The 23,274-nt window shown below is 58.1% G+C and carries 18 protein-coding genes and 2 riboswitches; of the genes, 14 read left to right on the forward strand and 4 right to left on the reverse strand.

Annotation, left to right across the window (positions count from 1 at the left end):
* Positions 1–112: 112 nt before the first annotated feature.
* From AC0V6Q_RS14275 to AC0V6Q_RS14290, 4 genes are read right to left on the reverse strand one after another with little or no spacing between them, the layout of a single operon-like run.
* Positions 113–1,036, reverse strand: a complete 924-nt coding sequence (locus AC0V6Q_RS14275) for a TauD/TfdA family dioxygenase (RefSeq protein ID WP_486169045.1) — start codon at positions 1,034–1,036, stop codon at positions 113–115.
* The gene (locus tag AC0V6Q_RS14280) at positions 1,029–1,973 is read right to left on the reverse strand and encodes an aldo/keto reductase (protein WP_486169046.1); all 945 of its coding nucleotides are present in this window, start codon (positions 1,971–1,973) and stop codon (positions 1,029–1,031) included. Before AC0V6Q_RS14280 ends, AC0V6Q_RS14275 begins: the two co-directional genes overlap by 8 nt.
* 15 nt (positions 1,974–1,988) lie before the next feature.
* The gene (locus tag AC0V6Q_RS14285; RefSeq protein ID WP_486169047.1) at positions 1,989–3,062 is read right to left on the reverse strand and encodes a Gfo/Idh/MocA family protein; all 1,074 of its coding nucleotides are present in this window, start codon (positions 3,060–3,062) and stop codon (positions 1,989–1,991) included.
* Between the two features lie 22 nt (positions 3,063–3,084).
* Entirely contained in the window at positions 3,085–5,013 is a 1,929-nt protein-coding gene (locus AC0V6Q_RS14290) for a beta-galactosidase (protein WP_486169048.1), read from the reverse strand.
* A gap of 145 nt (positions 5,014–5,158) precedes the next feature.
* On the opposite strand from AC0V6Q_RS14290, the gene AC0V6Q_RS14295 reads away from it, so the two are divergent.
* The 14 genes from AC0V6Q_RS14295 to csgH all read left to right on the forward strand — a co-directional run bounded on the left by AC0V6Q_RS14295 (position 5,159) and on the right by csgH (position 22,880).
* A complete protein-coding gene (locus AC0V6Q_RS14295) occupies positions 5,159–6,169 on the forward strand; it encodes an ArsR/SmtB family transcription factor (protein WP_486169049.1) in 1,011 nt (336 codons plus the stop codon).
* Entirely contained in the window at positions 6,166–7,098 is a 933-nt protein-coding gene (metF, locus tag AC0V6Q_RS14300; protein ID WP_486169050.1) for a methylenetetrahydrofolate reductase, read from the forward strand. The genes AC0V6Q_RS14295 and metF overlap by 4 nt, the downstream gene beginning before the upstream one ends.
* On the forward strand, positions 7,095–8,141 hold the full coding sequence (locus AC0V6Q_RS14305; protein ID WP_486169051.1) for a homocysteine S-methyltransferase family protein: 1,047 nt from the start codon (positions 7,095–7,097) through the stop codon (positions 8,139–8,141). The genes metF and AC0V6Q_RS14305 overlap by 4 nt, the downstream gene beginning before the upstream one ends.
* Positions 8,138–8,689: a GNAT family N-acetyltransferase gene (locus AC0V6Q_RS14310; RefSeq protein ID WP_486169052.1), complete on the forward strand. Its 552-nt coding sequence runs from the start codon at positions 8,138–8,140 to the stop codon at positions 8,687–8,689. The genes AC0V6Q_RS14305 and AC0V6Q_RS14310 overlap by 4 nt, the downstream gene beginning before the upstream one ends.
* Entirely contained in the window at positions 8,686–11,328 is a 2,643-nt protein-coding gene (gene metH / locus AC0V6Q_RS14315; protein ID WP_486169053.1) for a methionine synthase, read from the forward strand. Before AC0V6Q_RS14310 ends, metH begins: the two co-directional genes overlap by 4 nt.
* Before the next feature lie 245 nt (positions 11,329–11,573).
* Positions 11,574–11,996, forward strand: a complete 423-nt coding sequence (locus AC0V6Q_RS14320; protein ID WP_486169054.1) for a curli assembly protein CsgF — start codon at positions 11,574–11,576, stop codon at positions 11,994–11,996.
* Between the two features lie 59 nt (positions 11,997–12,055).
* On the forward strand, positions 12,056–12,961 hold the full coding sequence (locus AC0V6Q_RS14325) for a CsgG/HfaB family protein (RefSeq protein WP_486169055.1): 906 nt from the start codon (positions 12,056–12,058) through the stop codon (positions 12,959–12,961).
* A 426-nt stretch (positions 12,962–13,387) separates the two neighbouring features.
* Positions 13,388–15,286, forward strand: a complete 1,899-nt coding sequence (locus tag AC0V6Q_RS14330) for a beta strand repeat-containing protein (RefSeq protein ID WP_486169056.1) — start codon at positions 13,388–13,390, stop codon at positions 15,284–15,286.
* A gap of 106 nt (positions 15,287–15,392) precedes the next feature.
* A complete protein-coding gene (locus tag AC0V6Q_RS14335; protein WP_486169057.1) occupies positions 15,393–17,123 on the forward strand; it encodes a beta strand repeat-containing protein in 1,731 nt (576 codons plus the stop codon).
* A gap of 139 nt (positions 17,124–17,262) precedes the next feature.
* Positions 17,263–18,285, forward strand: a complete 1,023-nt coding sequence (locus AC0V6Q_RS14340; RefSeq protein WP_486169058.1) for a hypothetical protein — start codon at positions 17,263–17,265, stop codon at positions 18,283–18,285.
* Between the two features lie 160 nt (positions 18,286–18,445).
* Entirely contained in the window at positions 18,446–20,941 is a 2,496-nt protein-coding gene (locus AC0V6Q_RS14345; protein WP_486169059.1) for a beta strand repeat-containing protein, read from the forward strand.
* 165 nt (positions 20,942–21,106) lie between these two features.
* Complete coding sequence (locus AC0V6Q_RS14350; RefSeq protein ID WP_486169060.1) at positions 21,107–21,727, forward strand: hypothetical protein; 621 nt, start codon at positions 21,107–21,109, stop codon at positions 21,725–21,727.
* Between the two features lie 10 nt (positions 21,728–21,737).
* Entirely contained in the window at positions 21,738–22,502 is a 765-nt protein-coding gene (locus AC0V6Q_RS14355; protein ID WP_486169061.1) for a hypothetical protein, read from the forward strand.
* Positions 22,503–22,514: 12 nt separating this feature from the next.
* Complete coding sequence (gene csgH / locus AC0V6Q_RS14360) at positions 22,515–22,880, forward strand: curli-like amyloid fiber formation chaperone CsgH (RefSeq protein ID WP_486169062.1); 366 nt, start codon at positions 22,515–22,517, stop codon at positions 22,878–22,880.
* Positions 22,881–23,020: 140 nt separating this feature from the next.
* Positions 23,021–23,119, forward strand: a riboswitch (glycine riboswitch).
* A riboswitch (glycine riboswitch) is annotated at positions 23,120–23,242 on the forward strand.
* Positions 23,243–23,274: the final 32 nt, after the last annotated feature.

Here is a 23,274-nt window from a genome sequence, read left to right on the forward strand (position 1 = left end):
CGGCTGTACGTGACCCCGGCACTGAAGTGTTTTGGAAGCGTCAGAAACCTAACAGGGGGCAGCGCAACCCGGGCACGTGACGGCGCAGTCACCCGGTCGCGTTTCTAACCCCTCAAGCGATAAGCGAAGCCAGAACCCGGCGTTTGCCCTCAAAAGGCCGACGGCCATGCATGACGGCAAAGTTGTCGATCAGCGCGACGTCTCCGGCTTGCCATTGAAGGTCATGGGTGAGCTCGTCTGCCAGAGAAATCGCCGGCGCCATGTCCTCAGACGTGATCGGTTCGCCGCCCCCAAAGGTAATCGCTTTGTTCGGATCATTGCGGGCATCGGCCCAACCGCGAAAGGCAGCAATAAGCTGGTTGAAGAAGGTTTTTCGGCCGTCTGAAAGAGTGCGCACGGCGGGGAGGGCGGCGGTGGTGACGCGCAGCGATCCGTCGTCCAGCCATTCCCAAGAATAGCCGAGCTCTTGGAGGCGGACCTCAGCTGACACCTCGTCTGCAACGCTCAAGGTCGAACGCCATGAGCGCCCTTGGCCAGAGCCTGCATCGTCGGAAGCTGGCATCACATTGGTGTAGCGAACGCCTTCCGCCTCGAGCCTTGCGACGAACGCTGGCGATTGCTCTTGAAGCCGCTCCAGCACCCAATCCGACCGGCACAACGGGGTCGCGCCTCCGCTACCCGGAGCGATCTCGCAATAGAAGAACAGCTTGGCCGGATAGAGCGGCGTTTGCGCCATTTCATGATGGAGGAATATCTCGGTCGTGGGCGGCGCTTCATTGGCGGTGAAGACGCGCGGCGTCACGTTTGTGCGCACGGCATTGCTGAGCGAGTCCTCATAGGTGAAACCCGCCTCACCAAAGCCTTCGATCGCAGCGTCGAAAGCGAGCGGATCGGGCACATCAAAGCCGCGAAACAGAAGCGCGCCTGCATCGGCCAGAGCGGCATCAACCGCGCCCTTGTTGGCGCTAAGGAAGGCGGCAAGATCGCCGCCACCGGGAATGACACCGGGGAACTCTGACATCTGTGCCTCAGTCATAGATCGGGTGGAACCTCCCGAACGCGGCTTCGGCAAAGACACCCGGATCATTAAACCGACGGTCTAGGTTAAGCGCGCTGATCGCGGCCATTTCGACAGCGGAGAGCTCAAAGTCGTCGATATCGAGGTTCTCGCGCATGCGCTCGGGCTTGCTGGTCTTGGGGATGACCGAAGTGCCCCGCTGCACGCCCCATTTGAGGAGCACCTGAGCGGGCGTCTTCCCATGCGCCTGCGCGGCCACCATGACGGGAGCAGCGCCCAGCAGGCTCTCGCCTTGCTCTGCCATATTGAGCTCAAAATAGCTCTGCGCACCAAGCGGTGAGAAGGCGGTGACATCAATGCCATAACCCTTGGCGCAGCGGATGAGCTTTTCTTGCGTCAAATATGGGTGGCTCTCGATCTGAAGGTGGCTGGGCTTCACGCTCGCGTAAGTCATCAGATCGTGGATCAGCGCGGAGTTGTAATTGCACACACCAATCCGGTTCACGAGGCCCTTCTCCAACAGCGCCTCCATCGCGTGCCACGTCTGGTACAGCGGCACTTTTGCTGGCCGCATTTCGGGCTCATCGGCGTCCGGGTTGAACAACCATTCGGGCGGATAGCGTTCTTCGATCGGCACATATTCAAGTGCGATGGGGAAGTGGATGAGATAGAGGTCGAGGCACTCGACTTGCAGGTCAGCAAGCGTCTTGCGACAGGCCTCTTCAACGTGCTCTGGCGCGTGGAAGGTATTCCAGAGCTTGGAGGTGATCCACAGCTCCTCGCGGGTCACAAGGCCATCGGCAATCGCGCGGGCGATGCCTTCACCGGTCTCGACTTCATTGGCGTAGTCCGCAGCGCTGTCGAAATGGCGATATCCTGCGCGGATGGCTTCGACGACGGCGTTGGAGGTGTCTTCCTTGGGGATCTTCCAGAGGCCGAAACCAATAGGGGGCATGGTGCTGAGCAAGTTCTAGTCCTCGTATGTGATGTCGACTGGTTGGCCGATGGCAATACTCTCTTGTGCGGCGGCTCCGATGACGACGGAGCGATAGCCATCGCGGGCAGTGATAAGGGGCGGTGTGCCGTTCACCAAGGCTGCGTGAAAATCGCGCTGTTGGTAATAGGTAGCGCCGTGGTGATCGCCTGCCGCGAGAGCCTCTGGCGGCACGCCGATATGCTTCTTGAACGGCCCGGACTTGTCGCGCGGTGACCATGTGACGAAGCCTCCGGGGAGCTTTACCTCAAGCTTGCCTTTGGGACCGACGGCGCTGATCTCCTCTTGCTCCTCGGAACCTTCAGCGAACATGCAAAGGTCGAGCACCGCGCGCGCTCCCCCGGCAAAGTCGAGCATCACAAAGGCGTTGTCGATAATGTCGGGTGTTTCGCCATCGTAGCGTTCATCGAGGTGGTTCACATCTGCGGCCCCACTGGCAAAGACGCGAACCGGTTCATCGCGCAGGATATGGCGCATGAGGTCGAAGAAGTGGCAGCACTTCTCCACCAGCGTCCCGCCGGTGTTGCGATTGAAGCGGTTCCAGTCGCCGACCTTCACAAGGAAAGGGAAGCGGTGCTCGCGGATGGCAAGCATCTTAATGTCGCCAGCAACGCCTTGGTGCACCCGCTCGATGAAGTTGGTGACCGGCGGCATGTAGCGATATTCGAGCCCGACCCAGAAGAGGTTGTCGTAGTCTTCAGCAGCCTTCGCGAGTGCCAAAGCGTCGGCAGGATCGGTGCACATGGGCTTTTCGAGAAGCACTGCGCAGCCTTGCTCCATGACCGGCTTTACCACATCGTAATGGGTGAAATTGGGCGAGGCGATGATGACCGCGTCAGGCTTGACGGAGCGCAGCATCTCGCTCGCGTCGCTGAACAGCCGTGGGCTCTGGCCCAGCGTCCTTGCGTGCGCCTTGGCGGCCTCGCGCGAGCCTCCGTCCGGGTCCGCAATCGCCGCAAGCTCAGCGCCCGGTACAAGCGCCAAATTCGCCATATGCTCGCGGCCCATCATGCCGCAGCCGATGATCGCATACTTCCGTGTCTTGCTCATGGGCAAAGCCTGTGCGACGCGCTCATGCAATTGTCCAGATTGACGTTGCGGCAGGTCCCATCTGCGCCGAGCCCACCACGGGTTCGCCAAGGCCAAGCGCGCTCACATCAATGGCGTGGGCGGCGTAATTGAATGCGAAGAGATGGGTCTTGCTTCGGCGAATGCGTATGCCTTCGGGCAGGTCCATCAGGTCCAATCCTGCATCGCCCGCAATCCTCTCAACCAGCAAGTTCAAAAGACTGCGATCTGGCCATGCCGCGCAATAGCGGATGTTGTCTTGCGCAAAGACCACGCCGCGCCCGTCTTTCAGCGCTAACTCGGGCGACAGGTCGCTCTCAACCTCTTCGATCCACCGGCTGATGGTCCAGCCATCGCCTTCGCCGGTAACGCCATCCCGAAGGCTTTCTACCCGCGCGACCGTAAGAGGGACCAGCTTGCGCAATTCCCCCGGCGCGAGGCCTTCGGGGATGGTGAGATTGTGTGTTTTGCTGCCTGAACGCGGACCGATGAGGACGGGGCAGGTAAGCTCCTCGATACCCTCGATCCAAGTGGGATAGATGTTTGGCAAAGTGGGCACAAAAACCGCGCTGTAGCCATCAAGCGCCGCATCCGCCGACACGATATCGACGTCCAATCCGCGCCGCCTCAGCGCCGAATACCATTCATAGACAAGCTCCAGATAGCGGAAGCTCTTTCCCTGTGGTTGAATGCCGCACACCCATGCCGCCTCGTAAGAGAACACCAGCGCGACCTTGGCCCGCGCGATTTCCTGCGCGCCGATATGACCGATCACATCGCGCACTTGCCGTGCTTCATCGGCTGCAGGCGCATCTGCGCTATCGGGCCGCAAGAGCCCTGCGTGCATTTGTTCTTGCGCAAAAGGAGCCTGCCGCCAGCGGAAGTAGCTCACAAACTCTGCCCCATGCGCCATCGCCTCCAGCGTCCACAGCGCGACCATCCCATCGAGAGGTGCAGGGTTAAACCGTGCCCAGTTTACAGGGCCCGGCTGCTGCTCAATGATCCCCCAACGCCCATCGCAGCACCCTCGATAAAGGTCGTGGTGAAAGGCCGCGATATCCGGGTGGCCTTGGCGCAGGTAAGCGCCTTTCTCTTCTTCAGAGAACCAGAACTGTTCGAGAAAGCCGAGCGGATAAGAATCCCACGTGGCCACATCGAGATCGCGGCCAACATCGAAGTGATCGAACTCGGTGAAGAACCCCATGAAATTGTGCGTGACATCCCGGCCCGGCGACAAGTCGCGCAAAATCGCTACCTGCTCCGCATTAAAGCTCACCACTTGATCCGAGGCAAAGCGGCGATAGTCGAGCCAGTGCGAAGGGTTCGCCTCGGTCACGGTCAAATGCGGCGGGTCAATCTCTGCAAATGAGCGGTACTCCATCGACCAGAAGACATTGCCCCACTCGGTGTTGAGCGCCTCAACCGTGCCATACCGCGCCGCACACCAGGCACGAAAGGCCTCCGCCGCCGCATCAGAAAAGCTCAGCACCGTATCATGGCAGCCATATTCATTATCGGTCTGCCACGCGGTGATGGCGCGGTGCTCGCCATACCGCTCTGCCAAGGCCTTGGTGATACGCCGCGATTGCTCACGATAGCCTCGGTGCGAGAAACAATAATGCCGCCGCGAGCCAAAGCCCCGAGGCCGCCCATCTGCATCAATCGCGACCATGTCCGGCATTTGATCAACCAGCCATTTGGGCGGCGTTGCGGTGGGCGTGCACAGCATGATTCTGAGGCCCGCGCCCGCCAGTGTCTCAATCGCGCGGTCGAGCCAGCCCCAGTCAAACCGCCCCGGCTCCGGCTCAATCCGGCTCCACGCAAATTCGCCGATGCGCACGAGCGAAAGCCCCATCTCGCGCATCCGCCGCGCATCATCGGCCCACATTTCCTCTGGCCAATGTTCCGGAAAATAGCAGCAGCCGAGTTTCAAGCGGATCTCTCCAATGTAGTTTGGTTCCAAAGGCACTATCGCCTTTGGCAACTTGTGCAAAACATTTGCTTTACCAAACGCAACAAAGGTCTCTTACTGACTCGCATTTACACATATAAAAATATCTTTATATGATGGTCTCACAATGGTCATCGACGCGATTTTCAAGGCTCTGGCAGACCCCACAAGGCTACGCATTGCCCGGCTCCTATCGACAATGGAGCTGGCGGTGGGGGAGCTTGCAGCTGTGCTTGGTCAAAGCCAGCCGCGGGTCTCTCGCCATGTGGGCATTTTGTGCGATGCGGGCCTAGCCGAGCGCAGGCGTGAGGGAAGCTGGGTTTTTCTGCGTGCGGTGAACGGCGGCGACAGCGGTGAGGGTGCAGGAGCCGTGCATGCGGCTCTCGACCAATTGCTGGGCGTCGCCGAGGCGCAAAACGCAGAGTTTGCGCAAATTTGTGCCGATGATCGCCGCAAGCTAGCCGCTATTCGCCAGTCGCGCGAGGCGAAGGCTGAAGAGTATTTTGCCCTTCATGCCAGTCAATGGGACGAACTGCGCGCTCTGCATACGCCCGATGCGCAGGTCGAGCAGCAATTGCTTGGCGCGCTCGAAGGTAAATCGCTTGGCAAAGTGCTGGATATCGGCACGGGCACAGGCCGGATGGCAGAGGTTTTTGCAGACCACGCACAGCGGATTACCGCGCTTGATAAAAACGTCGAAATGCTGCGTTTTGCACGGGCAAAACTGCAGCATCTCCCAGCCGGAAAAGTCGATCTGGTGCAGGGCGATTTCACCGATCTTCCCTTTCCCGCGGCAAGCTTTGATACGGTGCTGCTCCACCAGGTGCTCCACTTTGCGCAGGACCCCGCCGTTCCCCTGGCCGAAGCGGCAAGGGTGGCCAATACGGGCGCGCGCATCGCGATTGTCGATTTTGCCGCCCACGACCGCGAAGACTTACGCGACCGGCATCAGCACGCGCGCCTGGGCTTTTCCGATGAACAGATGCACGCGCTTTTGCGCAATGCCGGATTTACCCCGGCTAAGCCCTGCACGCTGGATGGCGGGGAACTGATCGTAAAAATCTGGATTGGTGAACGGCAGGACGCCGTGGCCCAGCAGGCGCCTCGTACCCCCTCTCAAAAAAGCACAAACCCATGAACACGACCCCGACCCTCAACCAATTGCACGAAGCGCGCACAGCGCTCGATAGCCCGCTGTTTTCGGATTTGCCCGGCGATATCGACGTCAGTTTTGAATTCTTTCCGCCCAAGACGGAAAAGATGGCTGAGACGCTGCAAGAGAGCGTTGCAACCTTGCAGCCGCTGGGTCCGCGTTTTGTGTCGGTGACTTACGGGGCAGGGGGCACCACCCGCGAGCGCACGCATGCAGAGGTCGTGCGGGTGCAGAACGAAACCAGGATTCCAGCGGCCGCCCACCTCACCTGCGTGAACGCAACCAAAGACGAAGTGAACGCGGTTGCGCGCCATTATTGGGAAAGCGGAATTCGACACATTGTGGCGCTGCGCGGCGATGCGCCTGATGGCGGGGCATATGCGCCTCACCCGGGCGGCTATGCCAATGCGGTGGAGCTTATCGCGGGCCTTAAAGAGGTGGCAGACTTCGAGATTTCGGTCGCGGCCTATCCGGAGGTTCACCCCGACAGCCCCGATGCGCAAACCGATATCGACAATCTGAAGGCCAAATTTGACGCTGGTGCAGACCGCGCAATCACGCAGTTTTTCTTCGATCCTGAATGCTTCTTCCGCTTCCGCGATGAGGCAGTGGCAGCCGGGATTGATGCAGAGATTGTGCCGGGCGTAATGCCGGTGATGAGCTTTGCTGCGGTCCAGCGGATGAGCGGGCTTTGCGGAACATCTATTCCATCGTGGATGGAAGGGCTGTTCGACGGGCTCGACGAACGCCCCGCTGCTCGCCAATTGGTAAGCGCCACTATCGCTGCGGAATTGTGCCGCAAGCTTTATGCAGGCGGGGTTCGCCAGTTCCACTTCTACACTTTGAACCGGGCAGAGCTGTCTTACGCGATCTGCCATATGCTCGGCAAACGCCCAACCGGAGGCGCCTCATGAATGCGCGCACGAAACTTGAAGCCGCCGCTGCTGAACGGGTGCTGATCTTTGACGGCGCGTTCGGCACGCAAATTCAGGAGCGCAAGCTGACCGAAGAGGATTATGCCGGCGAGCTTGGCCTTGGTGCAGATCAAAAGGGCAATAATGATATCCTTGCGCTCACCCGGCCCGATGTGATCGCCGATATTACGCGCGCCTATCTGGATGCGGGCTCTGACGTTGTTTCGACCAACACGTTCAGCGCGAACCGCATTTCGCAAGCCGACTATGCCGCCGAAGATCAAGTGGCGGCGATGAACATCGCCTCGGGCAAAATCGCACGTTCGCTGGCGGATGAATATGAGGCAAAGGACGGAAAGCCCCGCTTTGTCGCGGGCGCGATTGGGCCGACTAATAAGACGCTGTCGCTCTCGCCCGATGTTGAAGACCCCGGTTACCGAGAGATTGAATTCGACGAGCTGACTGCTGTGTATAAGGAGCAAGCGGCGGCGCTGATCGAAGGGGGATGCGATTTCATCCTGATCGAGACGGTGTTCGACACGCTCAACGCCAAGGCGGGGATCATGGCGGTGAAGCAGCTTGAGGCTGAGCTTGGCCGCGAGGTGCCCGTCATGATTTCGATGACGCTCACCGATCTTTCGGGCCGCAATTTGTCAGGCCATACGGTGGAGGCGTTCTGGTATGCTGTGCGCCATGCAAAGCCGCTCACCATTGGCCTTAATTGCAGCTTTGGCGCGGACCAATTGCGCCCGCATGTGCAATCGCTCTCAGGAATCGCGGACACGCTGATTATGGCCTATCCCAATGCAGGTCTTCCCAATGAGCTGGGCGAATATGACGAGATGCCTGATACGACCGCTGGCCTTGTGAAGCAGTGGGCGCAAGGGGGGCAGGTCAACATTCTGGGCGGATGCTGTGGTTCGTCGCCTGAACATATCAAGGCGATTGCCGAGGCTGTGAAGGGCCTGCCACCGCGCGAAATTCCGACGCCCGATACAGCGATGCGCCTGTCTGGTCTTGAAGCCTTCACCTTTGCCGCATGAGTGTGCCCCACGCCGATAGAATTGCAGTGCGCGAAGCGGGCGCTGAGGATGCAGAGCGCCTGTCGCTTGTGTCTGACGCGACGTTTCTGGAAACGTTTGCGCATGAAATTCCGGGTGAGGCCATGGTCACCCATTGCCGCGAAAAACACGCGCCAGAGTACCTCGCTGGCCTTCTGGAAAAGGGCGCGCGCGGTTGGCTGGCGGAGATTGAGGGAACGCCCATTGGCTATGCCCTGCTGATCCCCCGGCCCGAACTCGACGCGGCGCGCGAGGGCGATGTGGAGCTCAAGAAAATCTATGTCCTTTCGCGCTTTCAAGGCACTGGCACGGCGCAAGCCCTGTTTGCCGAAGTGCTGAGCGCGGCTGAGGGCAACAAGCGCCTGCTGCTCGGCGTCAAGGACGACAACCACCGCGCCATTAGCTTCTACAAACGCCAAGGCTTTGAAATCATTGGTACCCGCCAATTCAACGTTGGCGGCAAGCTTTACGACGACTTCGTTTTCGCCCTCAGCTTGACCGACGCCCTCTCTTTGGAAACCTCCCCATGACCGGCCCATCTGCCACGAATTTCATCAATATCGGTGAGCGCACCAATGTGACCGGCTCTGCGCGGTTCAAGAAGCTCATCATGGCGGATGACTACGCCGCCGCCGTGGAGGTCGCTCGCCAGCAGGTGGAGAACGGCGCGCAGGTGATCGACGTCAACATGGACGAAGGGTTGCTTGACGCGAAACACGCGATGACGACCTTCCTCAAATTGATCGCAGCCGAACCCGATATTGCCCGCGTTCCGGTCATGATCGACAGCTCCAAATGGGACGTGATCGAGGCAGGGCTCAAATGCGTATCGGGCAAACCAATCGTCAACTCGATCAGCATGAAAGAGGGCGAGGAGCAATTCCTCGAACAAGCGCGTAAATGCATGGATTACGGCGCGGCTGTCGTCGTCATGGCGTTCGACGAAGAAGGACAGGCCGACACCAAGGACCGCAAGGTCGAGATTTGCAAACGCGCCTATGACCTGCTCGTCGGGATCGGATTCCCGCCCGAAGATATCATCTTTGATCCTAACGTCTTTGCGGTTGCGACCGGGATTGAAGACCATGACCGTTATGGCCTCGACTTCATTGAGGCGGTCAAGGAAATCAAAGAGCTTTGCCCGCATGTGAAGACCAGCGGCGGGCTTTCCAACCTCTCCTTCTCCTTCCGCGGGAATGAGACGGTGCGCCGCGCGATGCACTCGGTTTTTCTCTACCACGCCATCCCGGCCGGGTTCGACATGGCGATCGTCAATGCAGGCCAATTGGACGTCTACGACACTATCGACCCGGTCCTACGCGAGGCGTGCGAGGACGTGATCCTCATGCGTCCTGTGGAGGGCGAGGAAACCGCGACCGAGCGGCTCATCAACTTGGCGGAAAGCTTCAAAGGCAAGAGTAAGGAAGACGACAAACAGGCGGCGGAATGGCGCGGCTGGGAAGTCTCAAAACGGCTTGAACACGCCCTCGTCAAAGGGATCGATGCGCATATTGTCGATGACACCGAAATCATGCGCCAGGAGATCTTCGAGGCCGGTGGCCGTCCTATCGAAGTGATCGAAGGCCCGCTGATGGACGGCATGAATGTCGTTGGCGACCTGTTTGGGTCGGGCAAAATGTTCCTGCCCCAAGTGGTGAAATCCGCGCGCGTTATGAAGAAGGCGGTCGCCCACCTCATCCCCTTCATCGAAGAGGAAAAACTGCTGCTGCCAGAGGCCGAGCGTTCCTCCAAAGGCACGATCATCATGGCCACCGTCAAAGGCGATGTGCACGATATCGGCAAGAATATCGTCGGCGTTGTCTTACAGTGCAATGGCTATGAAGTGGTAGACCTTGGCGTGATGGTGCCGTGGCAGGACATCCTGAAGGCCGCCAAAGAGAGCAAGGCCGATATGATCGGTCTATCGGGCTTGATCACTCCGTCCTTGGACGAGATGGTGACCGTGGCTGAGGAAATGCAAGCAGCGGGCATGACCATGCCGCTGCTCATTGGCGGCGCGACCACCAGCCGGGTGCACACCGCGCTTCGGATTGATCCGGCTTACGATGGTCCGGTGATCCATGTTTTGGACGCGAGCCGCGCGGTGGGCGTTGCCTCCAGGCTGCTGTCCGACACATTGCGCGACGGCTTTGTTGAGGAAACCGCCGAGGAATATGAAAAGGTGCGCGTCGCGCGTGCAGGGAAAAGCGAAAAGGCGCTGCTGCCGCTGAAAGAAGCGCGCGGAAATTTCTACGATGCGTTCCTCAGCGATAAACCTGCGCCCCCACTGCAACCGGGCGATCACCTGTTTGAAGAATGGCCGCTCGAAGACCTGATCGAAACCTTCGACTGGACGCCCTTCTTCAGGGCGTGGGAACTGCACGGTGTCTACCCGCGCATTCTTGAAGATGAAGTGGTGGGAGAGGCTGCGCGCAACCTTAAAGCCGATGCTGATGCGATGCTGGAGACAATCGTCGCAGAAAAGTGGCTCACCGCAAAAGCGGTCGTGGGTCTTTGGCCGTGCGCGCGGGCGCGCGACTGCCGTGATGATGTGATGATCCACCTCAGCGAGGACGAGCACATTCGGATGCCGTTCCTTCGCCAGCAGGTGATCAAGAGCCGCGACCGGGCAAACATGTGCCTCGCTGACTTTATCGACCCCGCTGGCGATTGGATGGGCGGCTTTGTTGTCGGCATCCACGGGATCGAACCGCACATCGAAGCTTTCCGCGCGGACAAGGACGACTATTCCGACATCCTTCTAAAGGCACTCGCCGACCGCTTCGCCGAGGCCATGGCCGAACGCCTGCACCAGCATGTGCGCACCGATCTGTGGGGTTATGCTCCGGGCGAACAGCTCGACAACGAGGCGCTTATCAAAGAGCAATATCGCGGCATTCGCCCCGCGCCCGGCTATCCCGCAGTGCCGGACCACTCCTTGAAACCGATTTTGTTCGATATGCTCGACGCGGAGGCCAAAATCGGCGTTTCGTTAACAGAGAGCTTCGCGATGTTGCCTACAGCAGCGGTGAGCGGGCTTTACTTTGGTCACCCCGAATCCCAGTATTTTGGAGTCGCCAAGATAGGCCGCGATCAGCTTGAGGACTATGCCAAGCGGCGCGGCGTTGACCTGTCCACAGCTGAGCGCTGGCTTCGTCCCAACCTCTAAGGCTTTGTGAGAGAGGCGAAAACTGTGCCCTTCTGCACAGTCTCCCGATCCGGAATGCGGCTAAGCAAGTCGGGTGTTGAGGCGCATTTCAATCTGCCCCAGTTCAATACAACTGCGTTAGAAGTGCTGTAATTGTGCGGTGAAGCGATACGAAATACCTCGACACTTTTGTAAAGATACGTAATAAACGAAGCGTTAAAGATGCCGAGGGTTAGGCCTATCCAACGGGTAGAGGGGAATTTAGAATGATTCGCAAATTTGCGGCGGCTTTGGCTTTAGGTTGTGCTGTGAGCGCTGCGCCGGCCATGGCGCAAGATTTGGTACACCAACCAATCAGCCCCACTTTCGGTGGCAACCCTTTCAATTCAAACCACATTCTGGGCATCGCCAACGCTCAGAACAAGACGACCGACCCCGATGCGGTTGATCGCAGCGATCAGTCGAGCATCTTTGCCCGGCAGCTCGAATCCCGGCTTCTCTCTGCTTTGTCATCGCAAATCGTCGATGCAATCTTCGGTGAAAACCCGCAGGAGCAAGGCACGATCACCTTTGGCGGTCAGACTATCGAATTCTTCCGCAGTCTGGATGAGGTCACCCTGATTATCCGGGATGACAACTCCGGCGAAGAAACCCGCATCGTGATTCCTCTGTTTATCGAGGTTAATTGATGAGGGGCTTTTTGAAGCTTGGTTTGGCAGGCCTCTGCGCTCTTTCGGTGAGCGGCTGTATGAGCTTGGCCCAGGATGGCCGGGACTTTTTGCCCGAGACCACCAGCCTTGCGTATTTCCCGAAGAAAACGCAGACGCAAAACCTCCTCCACCAATTGCCCGCGCCTCAGCGTCAGGTCGCGATTGCGGTATACGGGTTTAGCGATCAGACCGGTCAGTTTCGTCCCACGAACACCGGGCAAACGCTTTCGCGCGCTGTCACGCAAGGGGCGGGCTCCATTCTGGTGAAGGCATTGCAAGATGCCGGCAATCGCCAGTGGTTCACCGTTGTAGAGCGTGAGCGTCTCGATAACCTCCTGAAAGAGCGTCAGATTATCGGCGAAATGCGCAAGCGTTACCTTGGAGAGCAACAGGTTGATCCCAACGCGCTTCCGGCGCTGTTGTTTGCAGGGGTTCTGCTTGAGGGCGGCATCATCGGTTATGACACCAATACGGTCACGGGCGGCGCTGGCGCTGCATTCCTTGGTATTGGTGCGCGTACAGAATATCGTCAGGACACGGTCACCGTTTACTTGCGCGCTGTATCGGTTCGCACGGGCGAGGTTCTGACCAATGTTCAGGCCTCGAAGACAATCGCAAGTCAGGCTATCGGCGCGAGCGCCTATCGCTTTGTGGCATTCCGAGAGCTTCTCGAGGCAGAGGCCGGGATCACCTCGAACGAGCCAGATCAGGTTGCTTTGCAGCAAGCCATTGAGAAGGCCGTTTATGGCCTCGTGCTCGAAGGTGTGGATCTGGGCCTTTGGCGCTTTGCAGATTCGGACGCCGCGCGGGCGTTGATGAGCACATACCGAGCCGAACGTGACGGAATTTACGACGCGGACGACGTGCAGGATGCGGTGGAGCGGGCGGGCTCACTTACCGCGCTGAATGTCGTTGATCGCGGCGATGATGAAGAAGGTTCTTAGTCGGGGGTTATCCACCGGCGAGAGGGAGCGTCCGCAAGAGGCGCGGGAAAAGGGTTCGAATTGAAGTGGCGCATTGAGCCTGCTGTGCGGGTGTGATGCGCAAAGAAGTTGGGTGCATTTTGTTTGGCGTTAGCTCCTCGCGGGGCTGACTGGATCCAAGCGAAAACCGCATAGAAGGGCGGACTTGGAATGGGGGATTGCAGGACTTGTGGCGAATTCGCGCTCGCGATTTCAGCGCGTGCGACGCATTGCAAACCTATCTCACATTCAATTTCCGTCTATCCAAACCGCTTTTCGGGGGCAATTCGTATTGCCCCTTAGCAAGCGCAGATGCCGGGTGAACGGGGGTGAGCCTCGGCGTCTTTTGAATTGAAGTCCCCAGAGTAGATCGTGCCGGTCAGGGCGGTCACATTTGAAGGAATGAAAATGAGAACAGCAATTTACACAGGCGTATCTGCACTGGCGTTAGCAGCGGCGGCTCCGCTTCTGGCGCAGGCTACTGTGCCTGCAGATTGTGTGGGCGTCACAGGCAATTGCAGTGTGATCGACACAGTTGGCGGCGGCAACAATGCGACCGTTGATCAAGACAGCCCCGGCAATGTTTCGGAAGTTCTCCAGGACGGGGACAATCAGGAAGCGACTGTCACGCAGAGCGGTCCAGATGGTTTCAATCTTTCAAATGTCGATCAGTCAGGTGCGGACCACACCGCGACGGTAACGCAAGAAGGTTTCGACCTTGGTTCGCCAAACCTTGCGACCAATGAAAGTGATGTGACCCAAACGGGGGGCAACCAGAACCTTACCGTAACGCAAGTCGGGGACGCAAACTCTTCGATTGCTGATCAGTCCGGTTTGGACAAGCTGGCAACGGTTGTACAGGGCGGCTTCGATAACAGCTCAAGCGTAGCGCAATCGGGCGGTGATCCGACTGTTGCTGATGTGCTTCAGGATGGCGATGGCAACGACTCGATCGTGTCACAGGCATCAGCGGTACAATTGCAAACAGCAGACGTGGATCAAACCGGTGACTTCAACTCGTCTGACATCGATATGGCCGCAGGGAGCAGCGGTACAGCGACCGTTGCACAGTCGGGCAATGATAACGTTTCAGACGTTGATTATCTGGCGAACAGCCGTGGCAATGCGACCGTCGACCAAAGTGGTGATCGCAACACATCCGGCGTAGTCCTCGACCGTTTCAGCCTCACTGCAAACGTTGATCAAAGCGGTGATGACAACACCTCGAACATCTTCATGGGCGGCCCGTTCTCGTCGCGTACCACTGTAGATCAAAGCGGTGATCGCAACACATCGACCGTCAATCAGGGCCTCGCCACCAACGGCGGTGTTGATATCGACAATGTCATCACCCAATCGGGCGATGATAACACTTCAACCGTGACGCAGGACAACGTCAGCCGCGCTGATGCGACGGTTGACCAGTTCGGCGATGACAACAACGTCAGCATTTCTCAGGAAAGCGGCGGCGACACCATGTTCGCAACCACGTTGCAAACAGGTGGTGGCAATGATGCCCAAATCATCCAGACCGGAGATGCGGGCGGTGCTGCATCACCCAATGATGCTTCGGTAATCCAGGACGGGGATGATAACTTTGCCGGTATCGAGCAGAGCGGCAATGCCCGCGGTGAAACTGCGGTTATCTTCCAGCAGGCTGATGTTTCCAGCAGCGCGGCAGGTATCGTGCAAACCGGTGACGCCGCAGCAGGTGGCACTGCCAATCTCAACGGCGCTCTGATCGATCAAAGTGGCGGTGAGTTCAACAACTCCCTGATCGTCCAAAGCGGCACTGGCAATGAGGCCGAGAACATTCAGGTGGGCTCTCTCAATGTCTCGCAGATCACCCAGACCGGCGTCGACGGCCTGGTACAGATCGATCAGATCGGCGACAATAACGACAGCACTGTTGAACAGGCAGGCACCAGCAATTCGGTTGTCCTCGCCATGGGCGCCAATGGCGGCGTTTCCACCGTGTTCCAATACGGCGGCAGCAACAACTCCGTAACGCTGACCCAAACGGCTGATGGCAATGAAAGCCAGGTTGAGCAGGGCCTCAGCGGCGGGAGCGACAACACCGCGACCATCACTCAGTCGGGACTGGGCAACACCAGCATCATTGCGCAAGGCAACAACCTTCTGAGCGATCTCAATACAGCCACGATTGACCAGCAGGGCGACGGCAACCTCAGCCTTCTGGCCCAGGATGGCACGTCCAACACCGCGACAATCAATCAGCTGTCCAGTGGCAATGTGTCGGACGCGACGCAAAGCGGCATCGGCAACTCGGTCGTAGTCACGCAATAAGGCGAGCATTTGCCCCGGGCAGGCCACAGGCTTTTCCGGGGTACTCAAGTTTCCAACCCCTCGTGCTTCTAATCGAAGCGAGGGGCCAACTAAGGGAAGAAAAACAATGAAGACTATCATCTATGCAAGCGCATCACTGCTCGCTTTGACAGCTGCAGCACCTGTATTCGCGCAAGCGACCACACCGGCACCATGCGTTGGGGCAACGGGCAATTGCAGCGTTGTCGACTCAGCTGGTTCAGGCAACAGCGTCAGCGTTGACCAGTCTGCTGGCACCGGCAATGTTTCGGACATCATCCAGGACGGCGACAACCTTGATGCAACGGTGACACAGGGCGTCGATGGCAACATCTCGAATATCGATCAGGAAACGCTTGGCGCGACCCCGATTGATACGACTGCGATCGTGAACCAGGTGGGCGGCGCTGATTCGATCATCAGCCAAAGTTCTTCCGGCGACAACGCCAGCGGCATCATCGCTGATGTGGATCAGGACGGCGCGAGCACTTCTGACGTTGCGCAGGTTTCAAGCGGCAATGACAGCGTTCTGATCAGCACCGTGGTTACGCAAACAGGTGATACCAACGCTTCGATTGTGACCCAGAGCGATGCAGGCATCGATGCCGCACTCCTCGAGGTCGAAGTCGAGCAGGATGGCGCAGGCAACTTCTCCGACGTCAACCAGTCGGGCACTGACAACCTTGCGACCGTTTTCCAGCAGGCCAATGACGGCGTCGCTATCATTATCCAGGCGGACGAGCTTCAGGATGCCGACATCCAGCAAACCGGCGACGGCAACGGCGCTGGCATTGACCAGTCCGGCTTTGGCAACGTCGGCGCTGTGCTTCAGACAGGGACTGACGGTATCGGCACAATCACCCAGGCTGGCGAAGATGGCACGGCTAGCATCACCCAGTCGGGCACTTTGAACGATGCCGACATCGCTCAGGCTGGTACGCTGAACGATGCAACTGTTGTTCAAACCGGTACGGATAACGTTGCAACTGTCGATCAGGCAGCGGTTGCTGCACCAACCAATGGCAACAACAGCGCGAACATTCAGCAAGACGGTACAGGCGGCACTGCGACCGTGAACCAGAACGCTGAAGCCGATTTCGACTTTGCTCTGGTTCTTCAGGGTGTCGATACGATCGACAACACCGCGACTGTCGATCAGACTGGCGCTATTGGCACGTCCTTCAATGAGGCTTTGATTGATCAGATTTCTGGCGAAGGCAACGTTTCGACCATCGTCCAAGGTGATACAACTGGCGTTGGCGGCGGTGTCGTCAATGGCGTTATTGCCCGTGCAGAATCGACCCAGGACGGTGATTTCAACGACTCGATCATCGCTCAGGGCGGTGCGGGTCAGACAGCATTCGTCGATCAGATTGGCTCTGATAACGTCAGTGAAGTCTATCAGGGCAATTTCGGCGGTGACAACAACACTGCGACTGTCACTCAAACCGGAACCGGGCTTGGTCTTTCAACCTCGCAGGTCTTCCAGGATGGCAATTTCAACGAAGCAACCCTGACACAGGGCGGCGGCGAGCTTAACGCCAGCGTCATCGATCAGGGTCTTGCAGGCGGCGACAACAACACCGCAACTGTCACACAGGACGGTTCAGAGAACGAAAGCGATGTTCTCCAGAACTCGTTCGGCTTTGGCGGCGACAACGTTGCGACCGTCCTTCAGGAAGGCATCGGAAACATCAGCCTGATCGAGCAGGATGGTGACGTTAACACTGCCACTGTTTCCCAGTTCGACGGCAGCGCATCCTCGGTCTTCCAGGATGGCACCGGCAACACTGCAACAGTGACACAAGGCGCTCCATAAGCCGATCGGGAATAAAATCTGGGCGGGCGCCAAACGCCCGCCCAATTTGATTTGACGAAGTTAACTCGGGCGCATCGCGCGCCCGCATTTTGAAAACGCCTCCCAGTTCAGGGGAGCGCTTAAAGAAAGCACGAATTCTATGAAAAAGATTTCGCTATTCGCCGCTTCGACGCTTGCTCTTGCAGCAGCAGCCCCTGCTTTTGCGCAGAACAACTCGACCGTAGACCAGCTTGGCTCGGGCAACGCCGCGACGGTCACACAGACCGCTTCGGGCAACACCTCCGATATCGATCAGCTGAGCGATGGCAACATTGCAACCGTGGACCAGTCAGCGGACGACAACTCGAGCACGATCCTTCAGTCGGCAATCGGGCCCAACGTCGCCAATGTCGATCAGGACGGGTTGACGGGATTTGCTGATATTCAGCAAATCAACGGCAGCGACGGCAGCACTGCTGATGTCATCCAGGATGCAGCTGCCGATCTCAACACTGGTGAAATCATCCAGGACGATGCACGCTTCAGCGATGCCGACATTAATCAGGGCGGCGGCGCGAACAATGGCGCTGTTATCTCGCAAGGCGATGAGACCTTGTTTGCTGGCACCAACACTTTTGGCGCAGAAAACGCTGATGCTGACATCACGCAAGCGGGTTCGAATAACTTTGCCCTGATCTCGCAACTTGGTCTTGGCTCGGTTGCCGAGGTCGCTCAGGCGTCTGACAACAGCCTTGCGCAGATCAATCAGAACAATGTTGGTGGCGATGGCTCCAGTGCCTTCATCCAGCAGGTGGGTACGGCCGATTTCTCCGAGATCAACCAGAACAGCAGCAACTCCATCGCTCAAACGTTCCAGGCGGGCACCGGAGCGGGTAACTCCAGCATCATCAGCCAAGGCTTTATCGCCGGCAGCGATGGCAACTTTGCCGAAGCCGTCCAGATTGGCGACGACAACAGCAGCGAGATATTTCAGAACGAGTTTGGTGCTGGCGGCCTGAACGATGCGATTGTCCTGCAAGAGGCTAATGGAAACAGCAGTTCGGTGACACAAGATGGCACCGGCAACTCGGCGACTGTCTCACAGTTTAGCGATGCTAACCTGTCGGTCGTGACACAAGATGGCACCGGCAACACTGCAACAGTGACACAAGGCGCTCCATAAGCGTCAATTATGCGGATCGGACGGGCCTCTAGCGGGTCCGCCCGGCCTCGCAACAAAGAATATATGGAGCTTCTTCTGGCTTCATTTTATGCAGGTGCGGTGGTCGCAAGCACCAGAAACGAGGGTCCTTAATCAGGTCTGAATTTTAGGGGGAAAGACGATGAAATCTCTTATCTACGCAAGCGCATCACTTCTCGCCATCGGGGCAGCTTCGCCCGTTCTGGCGCAGGCCACCGTTCCACCGGCATGTGTGGGCGCAACCGGCAATTGCAGCGTCGTTGACAGCAGCGGCACGAACAACTCTACAAATGTTGATCAGTCCACCGGGACCGGCAATGTGTCCGACGTTGCTCAGGATGGTGAGAACCTCACCGCAGTCGTGACACAGGGCGCGGACGGAAACATTTCAAACATCGGGCAGGAAACCACTGCGCTGAACCCCCAAGGGATCGTTGCCACAGTCGATCAGGCTGGCGGCGCGGATTCAATTATCAACCAGACTTCTTCTGGCGATGACCTGAATGGCATGACTGCCACGGTTACCCAGAACGGTGCAAGCGCATCTGATATTGCGCAGACATCAGTCAATCCGAACGGCACGGTCAACATCGCTGCGACGATTTCGCAAACGGGCGATGGCAACGCATCTATCGTGACCCAGTCAGATGACGCATTCGGGGGCAGCGATGGCAATCTTGAAACTTTCGTTACCCAGAACGGGTCGAACAACAGCTCGGATGTGATCCAGCAAAACCGCGAACAGTTCGCCGATGTTTTGCAAACCGGCGACGACGCGGTTTCCGAGGTGACGCAAACGGGTCAGACGGCTGATGCGATCGTTGCGCAGTCTGGTACATTCAACACGTCTGACATTGATCAGGACGGCTTTGGCAACACTGCCAATGTCACGCAGACGGGCAGCGATAACCTTGCGACCGTTGACCAGTCCACCGGCGTGACCGACGGAAACAATACGGCGAACATTACGCAAGATGGCATTTTCGGCGATGCAAGCATCAATCAGGTCGACCAGGCACGCGGTGATAACGCAACGATCACACAAGGTGCTCCGACAGACAGTGTGACGGCGATCATCGCTCAAACCGGCGATGACACTGCGGGCGCTCCTGTGACAGGCAATAACGCGACGATAACGCAGACTTCGGGGGGAGGTAACGACGCAGCTATCCTGCAAGGCGACAGCACTTTGTTTGGCGGAGTTGTAACAGCCTCGACGAACAATACGGCTAACACGACGCAGGCTGGCGATAATCTGCAGGCTCTCACCGTACAGGCAGGCGACAACCAAACTGCAGCCGTCGACCAGTCGGGCGACAACAATATCAGCGAAGTCTTCCAGGGTAACTTTGGCGGCACGGGCAACGTTGCAACCGTAACACAAACCGGCGTCGATGCAGGCGCAGGTGCATCTACCTCTTCGCTCCTTCAGGACAGCGACGGCAACACGGCAACTCTGGTGCAAGGCGGCGGTGAGGCAAACTCGAGCCTCATCGAGCAAGGCTTTGTCGGTGGTGCTGGCACAGGCGGCGACAACAACGTTGCTACCGTCACGCAAACCGGTTCGCTGAACAGCAGCGATGTCCTGCAAAACTCGTTTGATCCAGGCAGCGACAACGCGGCGACCGTCGTGCAGACCGGTGATGGCAACTCCAGCGCTGTCGAGCAGGATTTCAGCAATAACACTGCAACCGTTACCCAAGCGGCAAACGGGAACACCTCGGATGTTTTCCAGCTGAGCGATGGCAACACCGCGACTGTGGACCAGCTGGGCGATGACAATACTTCGCTTGTCGATCAGTCTTCGGTTCTGAGCGATGTCGCGACCGTGCTGCAAACGGGCGCTGGAAACGGCTCTACGGTCGCGCAAAGCGGCACCGGCGGGCTGAACAACGCCGATGTAATCCAGGAAGGCGATGGCAACACCGCAGCCGTTGATCAGTCGGGCACCGCTGAATCGAACGATGCGTTCATCTTCCAACAGGTTGATGCAACCAACAGCACCGCGACAATCAACCAGACTGGCGGTTTTGATATGGCCGCACTCATCGACCAGAGCGGCGGCGATGGAAACGAATCAACGATCAATCAGCCTGGGGGAAGCAGTTCCGTTGCTGAAAGCGTGCAGATCGGAAATGACAACCTGTCCACTATCACCCAGCAAGTCTCGTCAGGGACCGTTTTTGTCGATCAGATTGGCGACAACAACGAATCCAGCGTAACCCAGGGTATCGATCTTGCTAACGCGACTTCGGTCACTCAAACCGGCGACGCCAATGTAAGCTCGGTCAATCAGGCGGGCATCGGCCTGTCCGGTTTCAACACTGTGACGGTTGCACAAACCGGAAGTGGCAATGAAAGCACTGTCACCCAGGCGACAACAGATACTGTCTTGTTCAACGACGGCAACGAGATCGATGTTCTGCAAGATGGCATGGATAACACCAGCACGATCACCCAGAACGGCGAGCTCAACATTATCGACCTCGATCAAGTGGCTCTGGGTGCGACAAGCACCATCACGCAAAGCGGTTCGACAAACACTGCCACTGTGGGTCAGTTCAACGACGCTCACAGCTCCACCTTGAGCCAGGTTGGCGACAACAACACGGCGACCGTTACTCAGGGTACGCCGTAAGACGCATATGACCGCAGGGCAGAGCCAGACGGCTTTGCCCGGCGGTCATTCTTTTGCAATCTATCAAGGTTGCAGCAACAATTGCCGGTCTAAGGTATGCCTGACAGGTAGGGGATGATCCCCAAGACACTCGTCAGGACGGCCAATTTCGGTTAGGATCACGCTATGACTCGCACATTTCACCGTATCGGTCTTGGTATTGCCGCTTTGCTGGCTGGCGTGGCCTCGGCTCCCGCGATTGCCCAAACACAGGTGAATGCGCCTGATACAGGGCCATTTGACGGCGTTTTTGTCGAACAGATCGGCAATGGGAACTCTGCGACCTTCAGCCAGACCGCGAATGAGCAGAACGCCGAACTTAGCCAGGATGGCGATGACAACACCGCCGATATTACACAGACCGGCGATGGCGATCATTTTGTCGGCGTTGATCAGGCGGGCAATGACAACATCGCGATGGTCGCGCAGTCGGGTGATGCGCAAAATGTCGCTATTCTGACGCAGACAGGCAATGCCAACACCGCGCTGCTTTCGCAAAACGACAATGGCCTCACCGGCTCGGGCGCTGCGATTACGCAGACGGGCAATGGCAATCTCGCGGCTCTCACACAGGATGGCTCTGACAATCAGGCGATCCTTACGCAGTCGGGTGACAACAACACCATGACTGCAACCCAGCTTGGCGATGGCAACGCGCTTGAGTGGACCCAAAACGGCAACGGCTTGCCAGACATGGCGATCATCCAGACCGGCGGCGCCACTGCGATTGTTACGCAGGGTAATTAAAGGCAAAACAATGAAACGCTCGCGCGCAATTGCAAACGGACTGGCTTTAGGCAGCGCCGTGCTCGCCTTGTGCACGCCTTCGGTTCTCGCAGCTCAGGATGTGGCCCAGGAAGCTGAACGCGAAGTCCCGCGCAGCGAAAGCGCGTTTGTCAATCAAGCGCCCGACGATGCCTCTTCCAAAGTGTATTTCCCGGACGCGATCACACCTGAAAGTGTGGCTGAGGCCCGCGCAAGAGCCGCGCGCCAACAACAGATCGAAGCGGCCGCAGCAAGGCGCGATACGCCCGTTACGCAAGTTTCCAGTCAAGGCGGCGGCAATGATGTTGCCCAGCTTTCCGATGGACGCTCCAATGAAGCGCTTGCGCAATTGAGCGCGGCCGAACGCCAAGTGCTGCTTGATGCGGTTGAAGGCACCGATATTTGCGAGCGCGGCAGCGATATCCCTGCGCTTAAGGCGCTTTGCGAGGGGCGGATCGAAACACGTTCGGAAGAATTTGCGCAAAACCGCGCCAGCTCGGCAGAAGACAGCCTTCTTGGCGGCGGACTGGATGCAGGCCGCGTTGCAACGCTGGAGGCGGCAATTGCGCGTCTGGCAGGCGCAGAGGCCAATCCCGGCAACTTTGACAATCAGGTTGTTGCATCGGTTGCGCTCAACAATCAGTCACTCAGCGGTGCACAAGCAACCGAGGCAGAGGGCGATCCTACCGCCGACCTCAGCCAGGAAACACAGGCTCTTGTTGGGGCAATCATCCAACAACTTGGTGGCGGCAATTAAGGGGACCTTTTCATGGCCCACACATTTGCAAAACTTGCCCTTTTTGCGCCCGTTCTCGCGGTCGCAGCAGGATGCAGCGCAGTGAGCGCGTCCAATGACACCCGCGCCATATCGCTCAACGTTGTCGAAGGCGCCGATAGCGTCGAGATTCAGGTGGTCGCCAATTCCCCTGTGACCCAGCAGATTGAATTCAAGGCAGAATTAACCGGTGCATCGAACTCGCGCCATAATAGCAGCAGCACAGTTGCAGCAGGCGACAAGCAAGTGCTTTCGCGCATGAAAATCTCTTCAGGTGACGGTTGGTGCGCCAAGGTTGACGTAACCGAGGCAAGCGGCGCCAAATACACTTTGACCGCGGGCGATTGCGGCCTTCTGTAAAGCGCGGTGAGCTTTCCGCATTTGAATAATGCGCGCGCTCCTGTCCTTTTCGCACAATTAATTCGCCGCTGACGCTTCGCCCCGATTGACGCGGGCTTTCGCATCCGCAACATGGAACGCGCCTGTCAGGAGTGATTCTGGCGTCTTTCGCGGGAGAGACTTGGTTCCATGTAATGGAGCACGGCGCCGAAGGAGCAACCGCCCCGGAAACTCTCAGGCAAATGGACCGCGACGAGGAATGGGCACTCTGGAAAGCGTGGGATGCGCATCGTTTGCGCAAGTTCCACCACCGAAGGGGAAGGCTGACGCGCCCTTACAAGCGCCCGGCTAAGCTCTCAGGTTTTCCCGACAGAGGGGGCAGGAACTACGTCTTGTTTGGGGCGTTTTTGAACCT

The organism is Erythrobacter sp. S227 (genome assembly GCF_057364925.1).